Genomic DNA, 14098 nt, shown 5'->3' with positions numbered 1-14098 from the left:
CCCGAACCCAGCGCGATCCCGGTGAACGTCAGGGGATTCACGCTGTAAGACGGTAGGCCAGCGCACCCATCAGCACCACAGATGCGCCGACGATCACCGGCCAGGCCGGCAGCGAGAACGCCAGGACCAGACAGCCGATGAGCCCTGCGGTGGGAATCACCCTGCGCCCCAAGGTGAACGCCGCGGCGTTGGCGATCGCGTAGTACACCAGCACGGCAAACGAGGAGAACCCGATCGCGCTGCGCACGTCGACCACCGCGGCGACGACGGCCACGACCACGCCGACCGCGACGTCGGCGTGGTGCGGGCTGCCGAAGCGCGGATGTACCGCCGCAAGCGCGGTGGGCAGGTGCCCGTCGCGCGCTATCGCCAGCGTCGTTCGCGACACCCCGAGGATCAACGCGAGCAGCGAGCCGAGCGCCGCGACGGTCGCACCGGCCCGCACCACCGGCTCGAACGGCGCAAACCCCGCCGACCGCACGGCGTCGGCCAACGGTGCTGTCGCCGAAGCCAGGGTGTGGCTGCCCAATTCGGACAACACGGCGACCGCGACGGCGGCGTACACCACCAGCGTGATGGCCAGCGCGATCGGGATCGCGCGCGGGATCGTCTTGGCGGGGTCGCGTACTTCCTCGCCGAGCGTGGCGATCCGGGCATAGCCGGCGAACGCGAAGAACAGCAGCCCGGCGGCCTGCAACACGCCGCCCGCGGAGACGTCGTCGCGCAGCTCCAGCCGCGCGGTGTCGATGTCACCGAAGCCCAGCACGATCACGACCACCCCGGCCAGCACCGCGAGCACGACGGCGACGAGCACCCGGGTCAGCAGCGCCGACTTCTGGATGCCCGCGTAGTTCACCGCCGTCAGCGCCACGACGGCGGCCACCGCGACGGCGTGCGCCCAGTCCGGCCACAGGTAGTAGCCGACCGTCAGCGCCATGGCCGCGCAGGACGCGCTCTTGCCGCCGATGAAGCTCCACCCCGCGAGGTAACCCCAGAACGCGCCGAGCCGCTCCCTGGCGTAGACGTAGGTGCCGCCGGACTGCGGATACAACGCGGCCAGCCGGGCCGACGACGTGGCGTTGCAGTAGGCCACGACGGCGGCCACCACCAGACCGAGCAGCAGGCCGGACGCCGCGGCGGCGGCCGCGGGAGCGAAGGCGACGAAGACGCCGGCGCCCATCATCGAGCCGAGCCCGATGGTGACGGCGTCGACGGTGCCCAGCCGCCGGTGCAGCGCGGGAGGCTCCGGCGTGCTCACGCCGAAATGCTAGGTCAGTCCGCGTCGTGGTGCGGTACCAAAGATTCGCGCACCGAGGTCGTCGCCGACGCGACGACGACGCCGAGCAGCACCAGGCCGCTGATCACGGCCAGCGGAATCGTCCACAGCCGCCGGGTCAGCAGCGCGGTCTCGCATTCGTCGACGTAGTTGGTGTCGCCGACCACCGCGGCGGCCTGGGTCAGATCGGAGACGTAACCGGTCCCGCACTTGATCTGGAAGCCCCACTGGTCGTAGGTGTCGAGGAAGACCGGGAAGTTCATCGCGAACAACCCGATACCCAACAGGACCGCGGCGATGATGCCGGTGTAGGCGAGGCGGTGGTGCCGTTGGCTCAAGAGGCCTCCATTCAGGTCATGCAAACGTCGGAGAACAACAGCACCGGCCACGATACGATCGAACCCAGATAGGAAATCACCAGGTCGATGTCGTTCATGTGCTGCAGATGATCGGTGTGAGTGCTGGACCAGAAGACGCCGACGATCAGGTAGGGGGTGCCGACGACCAGCGCCACCATGATCGACTCGCCGACCGTCACCCGGAAGCTCAGTACCTTCCGCAGCGCGCTCAACACCCCCATTATGTTAACGACTATTCTTTCTCCCGCGAAGGCTTTGCCGATAGTTTCGAGGCGAAGTCGGCAGATATGTGTCCGTAAGGTCAGTTATCGTGAGTGCCATGTCGCCCAGCGGTTCACCCCGCCCTGACGCGGTGCGGCGCCGGCCGAAGGACCGCAAGGCCCAGATCGCGCAGGCGTCGGCCGAGGCGTTCAGCGCCGTGGGATATTACGGCGTGAGCATGGAGGCCATCGCGTCACGCGTCGGCATCTCCGCCGCCGCGCTGTACCGCCACTACGCGAGCAAGTACGAGTTGTTCCGGGACGCGGTGCTGAACCTGGGGCAGCAGTTGGTGGACTGCACGACGTTCGCCGACGACGTCGAGCTCGACGATCCGCAGGACCTGCTCAACCGGTTGATCGCGGCGCTCATCGACACCGCGATGCGCAACCGGGCCTCCGGAGGGCTGTATCGGTGGGAGGGCCGGTACCTGCGCGGCGACGACCAGGCCACGCTCATCGCGCAGATGCGCGTCGTGAACCACCGAATTCAGCGGCCGCTGAACGCGATTCGTCCGGGACTGTCCTCGCGGCAGCGGTGGACGCTGTCCATCGCGGCGCTGTCGGTGATCGGCAGCATCGTCGATCACCGGGCCAAGCTGCCTGCCATCCAGGTCCGCGCGCTGCTGGCCGACCTCGCCCAGGCGGTGCTGACCACCGACCTGCCGGACCTCGCGGAGGCCGCGCCGCAGCCGCGGGTGCGCGCCCCGGCCGACTCGTCGAAGTACGAAGCGCTGCTGACCGAGTCGATGTGGCTGTTCAACATCAAGGGCTACCGCGAGACCAGCATGGAGGAGATCGCTGCCGCCGTGGGCATGCCGGCGTCCGGGATCTACCGCTACTTCTCCGGCAAGAGCGACATCCTCGCCGCCGCGTTCCGGCGGGCGGCCGACCGGTTGTCTGCGGAGCTCGCGACGATCACGAGCACCTACCCCGACCCGGAGGACGCGCTGACCGCGATCATCGACGCCTACGTCGAGCGGTCGTTCGACCAGCCGGAACTGGACTACGTGTACTACACCGAGCGGCTCAACATGACCGCGGCCGACCAGAAGATCCTGCGCAACATGCAGCGCGCCACCGTGGAGTCGTGGGTCGACCTGGTGGTCGCGGTGCGGCCGGAGTGGACGCCCGGTCAGGCGAGGTTCGCCGTGCACGCGGCGATGTCGCTGGTGATCGACCTGGGCCGGTTGACCCGCTACGACAACTCGCCGCAGAGCCACCTCATGCTGCAGCGGCTGCTCGACCTGACGCTGTTGGGCCGCTACCGGTTACGCGCGACGTTGCCCGCGAGATAGACGACGTAGCCGACGGTGCCGAGCAGCGCCAGCTTGCGGGTCTTACGCGCCGCGAGGCCGAGCCCGAGCGCGGTCTCGATGGCGCCGTTGGTGTAGATCGTTTCGCGACGGCTGTGGCCGAATGCCTTTTCGGTGATCGAATCGAACAGCTCAGGCTTGACGAAGTGCGCCAACCCCGCCCCGGCCAGGGTCAGGCCGGCGAGCGTGGCGGCACGCGAGTTGCTTCCTGATTCGTCCACGGGCACAGCGGTGTTCCTCTCTGATCACGCAATCTGGTAGTCGCTCAACGGAAAAGTCGATGCCTCTTTGAGTGCCGTGCGGGTGGGCATCGGCCGAAGAAGCGACGCCTCTCCCGCGGGGTCGAAGTAATACGAGCGCGACGTCGCGCAGCTGCCGGCGGTGAACACCGAGTCCTGGATGAGGTCGGTCATCCGGTCCAGATAGCGGCTGTTGGCGTCCTCGGTGACTTCGAAGGTGGTGGCGCCGCGCCGTTTCAGCTCCCCGAACAGCCGATCCATATGGCGCATTTGATATTCCATCGTGTTGAAGAAGTTCAACCCGAGGAATGCGTACGGGCTGGCCAGGCTCAGGTAGTTGGGGAAGTAGGGCACCGTCACGCCCTGGTAGGCCTGGAACCGGTTGTCACGCCACCACTTTCCGAGGTTGCGGCCCTCCCGCCCGACGATCTCGATCGCCGGGAAGTTGGCCTCCCACAGGTCGAATCCGGTGGCCAGCACCAACGTGTCGATGTCGGTCTTGGTGCCGTCGTTGGCGACGATGCCGTCGGGCTCGATGCGTTCGATGCCACTGGCCTGCAGGTGCACGTGCGGCTTGGTGAAAATGCGGTAGTAGCTGTTGGAGAACGTCGGCCGCTTGCACCCGAAGTCGTAATCCGGCGTCAGCTTCTTGCGCAACTCGGGATCGCGCACCGACAGGAACCGGTGCAGTTTGGCCAGGTCGGAGGCCGTGATGTTGAGGCGACGGAACAGCAGCTGCCGGTGATGAAGCACGACGTAGATGAAGAACTCGTAGAGCGAGTCGGTGATCGCGCGGATCGCCCGCTGCGCCAACGGCACTCGGGCGAACAGCCGCTTGGCCCCCGGCGAGAACTTGAAGTCCAGCTTGGGCACCACCCAGATCGGGGTGCGCTGATAGACGGTCAGGTCGGCCGCCTTCTTGGCGAGCTCGGGGATCAGCTGCACCGCGGTGGCGCCGGTGCCGATGATCGCCACCCGCTTGCCGGTCAGGTCGTAGTCGTGGTCCCACGCCGTGGTGTGGATGACCTTGCCCGAAAAGCCGGTGATCCCCGGGATGTCCGGGGTGTGCGGCTGCGAGAGAAAGCCGGTGGCGGTGATCAGATAGCGCGCGGTGAGCGTCTCGCCGCCGGCCAACGCCACCCGCCAGACCCTGTCCTCTTCGTCCCAGCGGGCGCCCTCGACGGTGGTGCCGAAGCGCATATGCCTGCGCACGTCGTACTTGTCGGCGACGTCGGCGGCGTACTGCTTGATCTCGTCACCGGTGGAGAACAACCGGGACCAGTTCGGGTTCGGCTCGAAGAAGTAGGAGTACGTCGTCGTCGGGACGTCGACGGCCAGCCCGGGGTAGCGGTTGACGTGCCAGGTGCCACCCAGGTCGTCCTCGCGGTCGAGGATCACGAAGTTCTCGTATCCCATCCGCTTGAGCTGAATGGCCGCGCCGATCCCGCCGAAACCGGCGCCGACGATGACGGCATCGAACTGCTCGGAAAGCATGTTCAAACGGTACCTCAGGTACCGCGTAATCCCGTGTGCGCCTCGGCGAAAGCGATCACCCTTTGATGGACCCCGTGCGCGGCGGCTCCAGCGTTGCGATGCAGGTCACGGCCCTGTCGCCCTGGGCCCAGGTTTCGGCAGTGGGATAGAGCACAAACATCTGGATGGAGTCGTCCTCCATGGCGGCAGGCGAGTAACTGGCCAACTCGGGGCTGCATTTCTCGGCGTAGTCGTCGATGGCGCTCTGACCGGGAAAATCCCCGTCGGGCATCAACAGCACCGCGAACACCTCGCCGGCGTGGGGTTCGTCACACGAGGTGGTCTGCACCGTCAACACCCGGCCGCCGGACGGGATCTCCTTGAGACAGTCGCCCACCTTGACGTCCGTCGCGGTGACGGTGTCCTTGCCGACGATCAGGAACAACGCGATGCTGACGGCGACCACGAGCACGATCAGCCCGACGACGACGCCCAGCACGATCAGCAGGACCTTGTTGGAGTTCGACTTCGGTTTCGGCGGCGGGTAGTAACCGCCCGGCGGTGGCGCCGAGTACGGCGGCGGGGGAGGCGGGGGATACGGCTGCCCGGGCGGCGGGGGATACGGCGGCTGTCCGTGGGCCGACGGGGGCGGCCCGTATTCGGGCGGCTGGCCCGGCGGCGTGGTCACGTCAGCAAGCGTAGTGCCGCATCGACGGCCATGGCCGCCACATCCAGCGACGTGGAGCCGAGGTCATGGCGGGCCCCGGTGACCTCGACGATCTCGGTGCGCGCGGCGACGAGCTTCGCCGCGGCGGCCAACTCGTCGATGCCGCCGAACGGGTCCGAGGTGCCGTGGGTGAACACCGTCGGCGAGGTGATGCGCGGCAGGTGCTCGGTGCGCATGCGCTCCGGCTTACCGGGCGGGTGCAACGGATAGGAGAACAGCGTCAGCACATCGACGTCGGCGGTGCCGTCGGCGACCACCATCGAGGTCATCCGGCCACCGTAGGAGTGCCCACCGGCGATCACCGGGCCGTCGGCCAACGTGCGGGCCACGGCGACGGCTTCCGCGACGCCGGCCTGGTCGGCTGTGGCCGAGCCCGACGGCGGGCCCTTGGGGCGGCGCCGCCGGTACGGCAGGTTGTAGCGCACCGCCAGCCAGCCCCTTCGCGCCCACTCGTCGCACACGCGGATCAGCAGCGGCGACTCGCGGTTGCCGCCTGCCCCGTGGGTGAGCACGACCACCCCCGCCGGGGCGGCGTCCGGTTCGTGCGCGACGCCCGCGATCTGCTCGAGGTTCATCGGGACAGTCTGAACAACGGCGACACCGGTCCGTGTCCCTGCCCCAGGGGATAGGCCGCGCGCAGACATTCGGTGACCCAGCGTTTCCCGAACTCGACGGCGTCGGGCACCGGGTAGCCGTGCGCGAGTGCGCTGGCGGTCGCCGCGGCCAGGGTGTCCCCCGCGCCGTGGTCGTCGCCGGTGTCGATGCGCGTCGCGTCGAACTCGAAGAAGTCGGTGCCGTTGTACAGCAGGTCCGCGCTGTGCGACGACGTGCGCAGATGGCCGCCCTTGACCAGGGCCCACTGCGGTCCCAGCGCGTGCAGGGCGCGCGCGGCGTCGTGTTGCGTTGGCGCGTCGACGACTTCGATGCCGGTGAGCAGCCGGACCTCGTCGAGGTTGGGTGTCACCAGCGTGGCCAACGGAAACAGCTGATGCCTCAGGGAATCCAACGCGCTGGGATGCAGCAGGGGGTCGCCGTGCATCGACGCGCACACCGGGTCGACCACCAACGGCACGCTGCCCGAAAGACCTTGGTTGCGCCAGACTTCGGCCACGGTGTCGATGATCGCCGACGACGCCAGCATGCCGGTCTTGGCGGCCTGCACCCCGATGTCGGAGGCCACCGCCTCGATCTGACCCGCGATGACGTCCAGCGGGACCTCGTGAAACCCCTTGACGCCCACCGAGTTCTGCACCGTCACCGCGGTGATCGCGACCAGACCGTGCACCCCGAGCAGGGCGAACGTGCGCATGTCGGCCTGGATGCCTGCGCCGCCGCCGGAGTCCGATCCCGCGATGGTCATCACCCGCACCGGCGTCGCGCCGGGGTCGGGCAGCGGCAGAAATGGCTGGTTCATGCCAATGGAAGGTAGACGCGGTTGCCGTGTTCGGCGAATTCCCGGGACTTCTCGGCCATGCCGGCTTGCATGGCGGCTTCGATGGCCTCTTCGGTGTCCAGCCCGTGCTCGGCGGCGTAGTCACGGACGTCCTGGGTGATGCGCATCGAACAGAACTTCGGACCGCACATCGAGCAGAAGTGCGCGGTCTTGGCCGGCTCGGCGGGCAGGGTCTCGTCGTGGAACTCACGCGCGGTGTCCGGGTCGAGCGACAGCGCGAACTGGTCGTTCCACCGGAACTCGAACCGGGCGCGCGACAGCGCGTCGTCGCGGTCCTGGGCGCGCGGATGCCCCTTCGCCAGATCGGCGGCGTGGGCGGCGATCTTGTAGGCGATCACGCCGTCCTTGACGTCCTTGCGGTCGGGCAGCCCCAGATGCTCCTTCGGGGTGACGTAGCACAGCATCGCGGTGCCGGCCTGGGCGATGATCGCCGCGCCGATCGCCGAGGTGATGTGGTCGTAAGCCGGTGCGATGTCGGTGGCCAGCGGCCCGAGCGTGTAGAACGGGGCTTCCTCGCACAGCTCTTCCTCGAGCCGAACGTTCTCGACGATCTTGTGCATCGGCACGTGGCCGGGCCCCTCGATCATCACCTGCACGCCATGGGATTTGGCGATCTTCGTCAGCTCACCGAGGGTGCGTAGTTCGGCGAACTGGGCGGCGTCGTTGGCGTCGGCGATGGAGCCGGGCCGTAGCCCGTCGCCCAGCGAGAACGTCACGTCGTAGCGCTGCAGGATCTCGCAGAGCTCGTCGAAGTGCGTGTAGAGGAACGACTCCCGGTGATGGGCCAGGCACCAGGCGGCCATGATCGACCCACCGCGGCTGACGATCCCGGTGACCCGCTTGGCGGTCAGCGGGACGTAGCGCAGCAGCACACCGGCGTGCACGGTCATGTAGTCGACGCCCTGTTCGCACTGCTCGATCACGGTGTCGCGGTACAGCTCCCACGTCAGCGCGGTCGGGTCGCCGTTGACCTTCTCCAGCGCCTGATAGATCGGCACGGTGCCGACCGGGACCGGGGAGTTGCGCAGGATCCACTCGCGGGTCTCGTGGATGTTCTTACCGGTCGACAGGTCCATGATGGTGTCGGCGCCCCAACGGGTGGCCCACACCATCTTGTCGACTTCTTCGGCGATGGAACTGGTCACGGCCGAATTGCCGATGTTGGCATTGACTTTCACCGCGAACGCCTTGCCGATGATCATCGGCTCGGTCTCGGGGTGGTTGTGGTTGGCGGGGATCACCGCGCGCCCGCGGGCCACCTCGTCGCGGACCAGCTCGGCCGCAACACCTTCGCGTGCGGCGATGAACGCCATCTCCGCGGTGATCTCGCCGGCGCGGGCGCGCTGCAGCTGGGTGCCCCGGTCGCGCACGACGCCCGGCCGCGGCGGAAGCCCCCGATGCAGGTCGATGTCCGCGGCCGGATCGGTGTACGGACCCGACGTGTCGTACAGGTCGAAGTGCTCGCCGTTGGAGAGGTTCACTCTCCGAAACGGCACCCGGGCACCGTCCTCGAGTTCGCGGTAGATCTTCGTGCTGCCCGCGATCGGCCCGGTGGTGACGGACGGAGTAGTCACAGCATTTTTCGACAGCGCCATTTGATTCATCTCCCTACGCCGGCATTACCCGGTCAGGTTCGTACGGTCGACGGGCCCACCCGTCCTCTCAGCGCACTGGGCGTGCACTCCCGTGTATGGACGCTGCCCACGGTAGCGCAGCGGTCGACGAAAGGGGAGACCCCTCAGAACGGCGGCTCGTCCGAGTCGCATGCCTGCTCAATCGGCGGCGGCTCCCAGTCCGGCGGCAGCTCCTCGGGCTCCAGCGGCTCGTTGATCCACGGGCACCACGGGCTGGTGCTCGGCTCGCCGCCCTTGAACAGGACGAGCAGTTTTCGCGATCTGTTTCGCCACTTGCGAAGCTCGATCTCGCGCCTGCGGGCTCGATCTCGATGACGTCGGGCGGTGTTGATCGGTCGCTGTTCTGAAAGTTGCTTGCGAATCAGCTTGATTCGCGCCGCCTTGTCACGAGCCCGGCTGGCTTTGCGCGCTGTCGGCGCCGCGCAGGCGGGCCGCATACCCGCGAACAACTCCGGGCCGTCGGGGGTGGTGCGGTACGTCTGGCCCGTCGGCGAAGTCCAGACGACGGTCCCGTCGGGCAACTGCTCGTCGTTCCAGCCGCCCGCTCCGCTGTGAAAAGTCTTGAGGCGGTGGTGTTGTCGACAGTAGTCCGCCAGGCCCCACGGCACCGTCAAGCCACCTGCTGCCGGGTCGGCGTGGTTGAACGGTGTGGTGTGGTCGATGTCGCACCGCGCAACCGGTCGGTCACAGCCCGGAAAGCGACACGTCAGGTCGCGCAGCCGGATCCAACGGGCCACCCCGGCGGAGGGCTGGTACCGCATCGCCTGATCTTCGGTGACCGTGGGTTCCTCGAGCCACCGCACGGGCGCGTTCTCGGCGAGCTCACGCACCTGGTCGGCGTCGATGACGCCGAACCCCTCCAGATATCCCGGCTCGTCGCCGTTTCCGGTCACGGTGTCCTCGCTGGCGATCACGTTGATGACCGCCCGCGGGCCGCTGTCGGCGTCGTCGGTCCCGCGCGCCGGGCACTCCGGTTGGCCGCAGTCGCAGCGCAGTTCGCGGCCCTCGGACAGCGCCAACATCGCGTCGGCACGACGCTGATCCACCGTGCGTGAATCCTTGGCGCACACCCCTGCCGCCATCTGCGAGACGCGCCGGTCGAACGCCGCCGCCGCGGTGGCCGTGAGCCGCCCGCTCAGCTGTGCCGTGCCGTCAGGGCGGGGTGTGACGCTGACGTAGCGGCCACGTTCAGACGACTCCCGCCGCTCCTTTGCGGCATCGGGATCGATCTCACGGATGAGCTTGTCGACCGTGTTGATGACGCGCCGCCGCGACCAGCTCTGCCATTTGACGAAGCGCTTGGCCAGGGCCACGTCGATCCGGCTGATCAAGTGGTCGTCGACCAGTTCTGTACGGGTGATGATCAATTGTGTCGTGGCCCAGTCGATCTCGGCGTCCCTGAGCAGCTCGGCGATGCTCGGCAGCCGGGTGTCCAGCGCTTCGGCCTGCGCGACCAGCCGGCTGGCGGCCATGGGCGCCATGTTCATCGCCGCGCCCACCTCGGCGGAGGTTCGCGCGAACCCGGTGATGATCGCCCAGCCGGGGTCCGGGTCAGTGTTCTCGGCCTCGTCCGTGCGCAGCGACAGCAGGTCGCCGATGGCTCCCATCCGCCGTGCCATCAGCATGGACTCTTCCCGGTGCGCCGTGACGATCTCCTCGATCAGCACCTCGGCACTGGGGTGCTCGAACAACTGTTCGATCAACATGCCCCGATCATGCCACGGCCCACCGACAAGTCTCAGGGGTTGTCCACAGGCTGGGTTCAGGCCAACTCGACCAGCACCGGGGCGTGGTCGCTTGGTGCCTTGCCCTTGCGTTCCTCACGCACGATCTCGGCGTGGACCACGCGCGCGGCCAGTGCGGGCGAGCCGAGGATGAAGTCGATGCGCATCCCGCGGTTCTTGGGGAACCGCAGCTGCGTGTAGTCCCAGTACGTGTAGACACCCGGGCCCGGCGTGAAAGGCCTTACCAGATCGGTGAATTGCGCGTCGACGATGGCATTGAACGCCGCGCGTTCGGGTTCGGTGACGTGGGTGCTGCCCTGATAGAACTCGACGCTCCACACGTCGTCGTCGGTGGGGGCGATGTTCCAGTCGCCCGTGAGCGCGATCTGCGCCGACGGATCCTCCGACAGCCACTTCTCTGCGGCGTTGCGCAGTGCGGCAAGCCATTCCAGCTTGTACCCGTAGTGCGGCGAGCCGACGGTGCGACCGTTGGGCACGTACAGGCTCCACACCCGCACGCCGTCACACGTCGCGCCCAACGCGCGGGCTTCGGCCGCGGCTTCGACGTCGGGCTTGTCGGACCACGTCGGCTGGCCCTCGAACCCGACCCGCACATCGTCGATACCGACGCGCGACGCGATCGCCACGCCGTTCCACTGGTTGAACCCGCAGTGCACCACCTCGTAGCCGGCGGCGAGAAACGGCATCACCGGAAACTGCTCATCGGAGCACTTGGTCTCCTGCATGGCCAGCACGTCGACGTCACCGCGCTCCAGCCAGTCCACGACCCGGTCGACCCGGGCACGGATCGAGTTGACGTTCCAGGTCGCCAGGCGCATGCCCTACAGGCTACGGAGAGCGCGATCCGCGCGAAAAGCAGGCCGATAAGCGGTAGCGTTCGTCGCATGAGGCGCTGCATCGTCGGAGCCGCCGCCGTGCTGCTGATCGCGGCGGGCTCGATGGCGACGGCACCGCCCGCCAGCGCCGGCTGCCTGTACGGAGGCCAATTCATCAGCAAGTGCGACGGACCCGTCCAGCCCGACGGCAGCTGGGAACGCTGCGTGGGCGTGACCCGGTGGGTTCCCAGCGGGTTGAGCTCGCACCTGGTGCCCGAGAAGCGCTGCGGCCCGATGGGGCCCGGTCATCACACCGCGGACCTCGCCTTCGCGGATCCGCCGACACATATCGGACCCTGAACTACCGGCCCCCGACGAGGGTGTCCGCGCGGACATAACGCGAGCGGTGGTGCTCGATGAAACCCATCGACGCGAACAGATTCCTGCCGGGCGCGTTGTCGATCAGCACCTGCGCGTACGCGTGGGACGCGCCGTGTTCCGCCCCCCAGGACATCAGGGCCGAGCACAGCCGACGCGCGTGTCCCTGCCGGCGCGCCGCATCCGTCACCCGCAGGGCCGAGACGCCGACCCACCGGCCGCCGTCGATCGTCGTCGTCACCGCGCCCCGGGCCACAGCCGCGCCGGCGACCGAGGCGAACACCGTCTCGCCGTCCACCACGGAGGTCAGCACCTCGACGGGGATGTCGCGCTCATACAGCCGAAGCCAGTCGTCGTTGGGGCTGGTGGCCAATGGCACCGTCGCATGGGGTTCTTCGACCGCGTCGAGATCGCGTGCCAGCACGACGGTTTCGAGATGCGGCGCGACATCGGCGAGCCTGAACAGGCGGTCGGGAATCGACAGCCACGGGGTCAAGCCCCGTGCGGAATACCACTCGACGATGGCGGGCAGCGCCGATGCGGTGGCGTCGAAGCCCAGCGGCACAGCGGAATTGCCGCGGTGGGTGTGACCGTCGGCGGCCCGCAGGAACCACCCCTGGACCCACTGCTGTTCGACACCGGGCCATGCCAGCGCTGCCGCGTGTTCGAGCTTGCGGATGTCGGCGGTGCGGATGGTGGCCGGCGGCAGTTCCCGGATGACCATCACGTCCTCGGCCGGGACGACCACGACGTCACCGGTTTTCGTGCGCACGGTCAACGTCCGGCCCGCCTCGAGCAGGTGGCCGATGACGTCGCTGCGCGGTGGTTCGGATCCGGCGGGCAGGCGGTAGCGGATCACCACCCGCTTTCCCACCGCGGGCCACGTCATCAGTGCCCGAACGGGTCCGGATCCTCGCCGGGCATCCACGACAGCCCTGGCACGCCCCATCCGTGCGCCTTCACCGCCCGCTTGGCGGCGCGGGCGTGCCTGCCGATCAACCGGTCCAGGTACAAGAACCCGTCCAGATGGCCGGTCTCGTGCTGCAACATCCGCGCGAACAGGCCGGTGCCCTCCACCGTGACCGGGTTGCCGTCGGCATCCAGGCCGGTCACCCGGGCCCAGTCGGCGCGGCCGGTCGGAAACGACTCACCGGGCACCGAAAGGCAGCCCTCGTCGTCGTCATCCGGGTCAGGCATGGTCTCGGGAATCTCGGAGGTCTCCAGCACCGGGTTGACGACCACGCCGCGGCGGCGAGTGGTCTGGCCCCGTGCGTCGGCGCAGTCATAGACGAACACGCGCTTGGAGACGCCGATCTGATTGGCCGCCAAGCCAACGCCGTTGGCGGCGTCCATGGTGTCGTACATGTCCTGGATGAGCTCGACGATCTCCTCGGGCAGCGAGCCGTCGTCATTGACGGTGACCGGCTCGGTCGGGGTGTGCAAGACGGGATCTCCTACGATGCGGATTGGTACGACGGCCACGGGGAAAGCTTAAGGCGGCAAGCCTTATCCCCCGACTCGCGGGCATATCTGACGCCATAGGTCACGAACCCGTGATTGAATGATCGCCGAACCACAGCGATGTAATTTCGATTGTCGGAAGGGTCCAGGAGCGAGATGGACGGCGCGATCGCGCGGACTGAGCAATCCGGGGACGTCTCTGATTCCAGCGATGGGCTGACCCGCCGAGAGCACGATATTTTGGCGTTCGAACGCCAGTGGTGGAAGTACGCCGGCTCCAAGGAAGACGCCATCAAAGAGCTGTTCTCGATGTCGGCCACCCGCTACTACCAGGTGCTGAACGCGCTGGTCGACCGGCCTGAGGCGCTGGCGGCCGATCCGATGCTGGTCAAGCGGCTGCGTCGGCTGCGGGCCAGCAGGCAGAAGGCGCGCGCGGCACGTCGGCTCGGCTTCGACGTCACCTGATCTTCGTCGGCCCGACGGGCCGTTACAGTGGGCGCAATGAACCAGCGAAACTCCTCCGGCCTGCCGCTGCGCGCCATGGTGATGGTGCTGCTGTTCCTGGGCGTGGTGTTTCTGCTGGTCGGATTCCAGGCGATGGGTTCGGACAACGACGACGACGCCGAGCAGTCGACGCTCGCCACGAGCACCATCACGACCACGACGAGCCCGACGAAAGCGGCGGAACCGGCACGGGCCGATGTGCGGGTCTACAACGTCTCCGACGTCCAGGGGGCCGCGGAGGGCACCGCCAACCGGTTGCGGGAGGCCGGCTGGGACGTCACCGAGACCGGGAACCTGACCCTTCCGGACGTGGCGGGCACCACGGTGTTCTTCAGCGACGCCCCCGGCGAGCAGGAAGCCGCCGATGAGGTGGGCAAACTGTTGGAGGCACCGGTGGAACCGCGGCGGCCTGAACTCGCCGACCAACCGCCGGGCGTGGTCGTGGTGGTCACCGGCTAGGC

The 14098-nt window shown here is 68.0% G+C and carries 17 protein-coding genes and 1 riboswitch; of the genes, 4 read left to right on the top strand and 13 right to left on the bottom strand.

The window, feature by feature from the left end:
• Window positions 1–37 precede the first annotated feature (37 nt).
• The 3 genes from MELE44368_RS08895 to MELE44368_RS08885 are packed head-to-tail and all read right to left on the bottom strand — an operon-like array spanning window position 38 to window position 1850.
• Window positions 38–1258 (bottom strand): APC family permease, encoded by a 1221-nt coding sequence (locus MELE44368_RS08895; RefSeq protein ID WP_128108157.1) that lies wholly within the window; start codon window positions 1256–1258, stop codon window positions 38–40.
• A 14-nt stretch (window positions 1259–1272) separates the two neighbouring features.
• On the bottom strand, window positions 1273–1614 hold the full coding sequence (locus tag MELE44368_RS08890; RefSeq protein WP_046752903.1) for a hypothetical protein: 342 nt from the start codon (window positions 1612–1614) through the stop codon (window positions 1273–1275).
• Between the two features lie 11 nt (window positions 1615–1625).
• Window positions 1626–1850 (bottom strand): hypothetical protein, encoded by a 225-nt coding sequence (locus tag MELE44368_RS08885; protein ID WP_206613726.1) that lies wholly within the window; start codon window positions 1848–1850, stop codon window positions 1626–1628.
• A gap of 104 nt (window positions 1851–1954) precedes the next feature.
• On the opposite strand from MELE44368_RS08885, the gene MELE44368_RS08880 reads away from it, so the two are divergent.
• On the top strand, window positions 1955–3190 hold the full coding sequence (locus MELE44368_RS08880; RefSeq protein ID WP_128108191.1) for a TetR/AcrR family transcriptional regulator: 1236 nt from the start codon (window positions 1955–1957) through the stop codon (window positions 3188–3190).
• Here MELE44368_RS08880 and MELE44368_RS08875 read toward each other — a convergent pair.
• The 8 genes from MELE44368_RS08875 to MELE44368_RS08840 all read right to left on the bottom strand — a co-directional run bounded on the left by MELE44368_RS08875 (window position 3157) and on the right by MELE44368_RS08840 (window position 11297).
• Entirely contained in the window at window positions 3157–3429 is a 273-nt protein-coding gene (locus MELE44368_RS08875; protein WP_046752914.1) for a DoxX-related protein, read from the bottom strand. The two genes, MELE44368_RS08880 and MELE44368_RS08875, sit on opposite strands and share 34 nt — an antisense overlap.
• Window positions 3430–3453: 24 nt before the next feature.
• The gene (locus MELE44368_RS08870; RefSeq protein WP_064892874.1) at window positions 3454–4941 is read right to left on the bottom strand and encodes a flavin-containing monooxygenase; all 1488 of its coding nucleotides are present in this window, start codon (window positions 4939–4941) and stop codon (window positions 3454–3456) included.
• 55 nt (window positions 4942–4996) lie between these two features.
• Window positions 4997–5608 (bottom strand): septum formation family protein, encoded by a 612-nt coding sequence (locus MELE44368_RS08865; RefSeq protein WP_128108155.1) that lies wholly within the window; start codon window positions 5606–5608, stop codon window positions 4997–4999.
• Window positions 5605–6222: an alpha/beta hydrolase family protein gene (locus tag MELE44368_RS08860; protein ID WP_064928270.1), complete on the bottom strand. Its 618-nt coding sequence runs from the start codon at window positions 6220–6222 to the stop codon at window positions 5605–5607. Before MELE44368_RS08860 ends, MELE44368_RS08865 begins: the two co-directional genes overlap by 4 nt.
• Window positions 6219–7061, bottom strand: coding sequence for a bifunctional hydroxymethylpyrimidine kinase/phosphomethylpyrimidine kinase (gene thiD / locus MELE44368_RS08855; protein ID WP_128108154.1), 843 nt, complete (start codon window positions 7059–7061; stop codon window positions 6219–6221). Before thiD ends, MELE44368_RS08860 begins: the two co-directional genes overlap by 4 nt.
• Window positions 7058–8695: a phosphomethylpyrimidine synthase ThiC gene (gene thiC, locus MELE44368_RS08850; RefSeq protein WP_128108153.1), complete on the bottom strand. Its 1638-nt coding sequence runs from the start codon at window positions 8693–8695 to the stop codon at window positions 7058–7060. Before thiC ends, thiD begins: the two co-directional genes overlap by 4 nt.
• A riboswitch (TPP riboswitch) is annotated at window positions 8690–8798 on the bottom strand. It overlaps the preceding gene by 6 nt.
• Before the next feature lie 40 nt (window positions 8799–8838).
• A complete protein-coding gene (locus tag MELE44368_RS08845) occupies window positions 8839–10440 on the bottom strand; it encodes an HNH endonuclease signature motif containing protein (protein WP_109747059.1) in 1602 nt (533 codons plus the stop codon).
• A gap of 56 nt (window positions 10441–10496) precedes the next feature.
• Window positions 10497–11297: an exodeoxyribonuclease III gene (locus tag MELE44368_RS08840; protein ID WP_046752896.1), complete on the bottom strand. Its 801-nt coding sequence runs from the start codon at window positions 11295–11297 to the stop codon at window positions 10497–10499.
• A gap of 66 nt (window positions 11298–11363) precedes the next feature.
• Between MELE44368_RS08840 and MELE44368_RS08835 the strand changes: the two genes are divergently transcribed.
• Window positions 11364–11654 carry a CDGP domain-containing protein gene (locus tag MELE44368_RS08835; RefSeq protein ID WP_128108152.1) on the top strand — a complete coding sequence of 97 codons (291 nt, stop codon included), beginning with the start codon at window positions 11364–11366 and terminating at the stop codon, window positions 11652–11654.
• A gap of 1 nt (window position 11655) precedes the next feature.
• On the opposite strand, the gene MELE44368_RS08830 is transcribed toward MELE44368_RS08835, so the two are convergent.
• Both MELE44368_RS08830 and MELE44368_RS08825 read right to left on the bottom strand, forming a co-directional pair.
• The gene (locus MELE44368_RS08830; RefSeq protein ID WP_128108151.1) at window positions 11656–12561 is read right to left on the bottom strand and encodes an N-acetylglutamate synthase, CG3035 family; all 906 of its coding nucleotides are present in this window, start codon (window positions 12559–12561) and stop codon (window positions 11656–11658) included.
• Window positions 12561–13154 carry a peptide deformylase gene (locus tag MELE44368_RS08825; protein WP_064892431.1) on the bottom strand — a complete coding sequence of 198 codons (594 nt, stop codon included), beginning with the start codon at window positions 13152–13154 and terminating at the stop codon, window positions 12561–12563. Before MELE44368_RS08825 ends, MELE44368_RS08830 begins: the two co-directional genes overlap by 1 nt.
• A 135-nt stretch (window positions 13155–13289) precedes the next feature.
• Here MELE44368_RS08825 and MELE44368_RS08820 point away from each other — a divergent pair, with 135 nt between their 5' ends.
• Both MELE44368_RS08820 and MELE44368_RS08815 read left to right on the top strand, forming a co-directional pair.
• A complete protein-coding gene (locus tag MELE44368_RS08820) occupies window positions 13290–13598 on the top strand; it encodes a nucleoid-associated protein NapA (protein WP_046752892.1) in 309 nt (102 codons plus the stop codon).
• A 36-nt stretch (window positions 13599–13634) separates the two neighbouring features.
• Entirely contained in the window at window positions 13635–14096 is a 462-nt protein-coding gene (locus MELE44368_RS08815; protein WP_198529480.1) for a LytR C-terminal domain-containing protein, read from the top strand.
• Window positions 14097–14098: the final 2 nt, after the last annotated feature.

The sequence above is a fragment of the Mycolicibacterium elephantis DSM 44368 genome, from assembly GCF_004014805.1.
In the GTDB taxonomy this organism is placed as follows: domain Bacteria; phylum Actinomycetota; class Actinomycetes; order Mycobacteriales; family Mycobacteriaceae; genus Mycobacterium; species Mycobacterium elephantis.
This window is presented reverse-complemented; position numbering and strand designations above follow the sequence as displayed.